1 protein-coding gene is annotated in these 1,503 nt (G+C 58.4%); it reads right to left on the bottom strand.

What is annotated here, in order from left to right:
* Window positions 1-105 precede the first annotated feature (105 nt).
* Complete coding sequence (locus tag A6V37_RS01015; protein WP_064271781.1) at window positions 106-1,422, bottom strand: IS701 family transposase; 1,317 nt, start codon at window positions 1,420-1,422, stop codon at window positions 106-108.
* Window positions 1,423-1,503 lie beyond the last annotated feature (81 nt).

Below are 1,503 nucleotides of genomic sequence, written 5' to 3'. Positions count from 1 at the left end.
TCTTACTGTGTCACATAATTAGTTGCGCAGTTTGTTGCCGTACAGGAAGAGTGCCATCGTTGCATGAGCCGTTGTCCAAGCAGGATACGCAACGTTGTAATGGAATCAGGAACGTGGCGTTGTGCGCGCTGGACTGCCCCGATGGATGTAATCCGTGGGAAGGGCAGGCAGCGTGCGTTCGACGAAGTTTTTTTTACCACGTCCATCTGATTGCATCCTGAGTCGCTGAGCCATCAGATACCCGTATGCAGCGATACTCAGTGTGGCGTGGTGGTGAAAGCCACGCCAGCCTCGCCCTTCATAATGACCGAGCCCGAACTCCTGTTTCAGGTCCTGATAGTCGCGCTCGATACGCCAGCGCATTTTGGTCACGAACACAAGCTGCTCAAGGGTCGCCTCCTCGGGAGCGGTAGTGAGAAAGTATTTGAGCGGCTCCGTGTCGCCATCAGGCCATTCAATGAGCAGCCATTCTTCGTCGCGAACGGTACTTCGCCAATAGTCGCGATGTGCGGGACGAACCCGTACGGCGGCAAAGCGAGAGGAAAGTGCTGCGTTGCTGCCCTCGCGCCAGGTTACGGTTTGCCAGGCGCTCACGGGCAATTGCATGGCCAGTTCCTTCACCGCGAGCGGTTCGTGGCCGGGCGCACGGCGCAACGATGTCGGTGGCCTGCCGCGCCCGCTCCAGGGCTCAGGCGGAAGTGGCGCAGTACCGCGCGCCCACACAGAGATGCCCGGCCGGATCCCTACCGCGTACAACAAACCCAGTTCAGTTACGCCATCCCGGAAAGCGGTTTCGTCGCCGTACCCGGCGTCGGCCAGCACGATGCCCGGTGCAACGCCGGACGCTACAGCCTCGCGAAGCTGGGCCAGCGCAATCTGGGGCTTGGTCTCGAAAGCCAGATCGTCGGGAATGCCAGCGCGATGGGCACGTTCCCGGTCATCAATCCATTCCTTGGGGACATACAATTGCCAGGCAATCGGCAGGCTGCCGCGTTGCGTCGCGATCGACAGGCTCACGGCGACCTGACAGTTGTCCTGTTTGCCGAGCTGCCCACAGTACTGACGTGCCACCCCGACCGAATGACGCCCCTTCTTTGGGAAACCGGTGTCATCAATAATCCAGTAGTAACCGCTTTCTTCGGCAGCATGCGCGTCTAAAGCGGGCATCACCCATTCGCGTACTCGCCGCAAGACCGCACGGTCAGACCAGTCTGCCTTGGCCACAAAGTGGTGAAGTGACTGGTGCTTCGCACTCGCGTGAAGTGGGTCAATGTGTGCAGCCATTGGCTCGACGCTCTTGCGCGATAGCGGCAATACCAGACCCGAACAGTAACCCTTGAGGCCGGCATGACGATCGGCGTGCCCTAACGCCTGCCCCAGATGATCCAGATACGCGTCAAATTCGTCGACATCCTCTCTCATTCCGGTCGCCCGAAGTCTTTATTATTTAATACTACCAGGTATCACTCCACAGTAAATAGCTTTTGTGACACAGTAAGATTA

This window comes from Paraburkholderia ginsengiterrae (assembly GCF_001645125.1).
Lineage (GTDB): Bacteria > Pseudomonadota > Gammaproteobacteria > Burkholderiales > Burkholderiaceae > Paraburkholderia > Paraburkholderia ginsengiterrae.
Note: the sequence above shows the minus strand (reverse complement) of the source record. Positions and strands in the feature narration are given on the sequence as shown.

Coding starts and splice junctions, on each gene's coding strand:
- A6V37_RS01015 (WP_064271781.1), bottom strand. CDS start 1,422: ATGAGAGAGGATGTCGACGAATTTGACGCGTATCTGGATCATCTGGGG.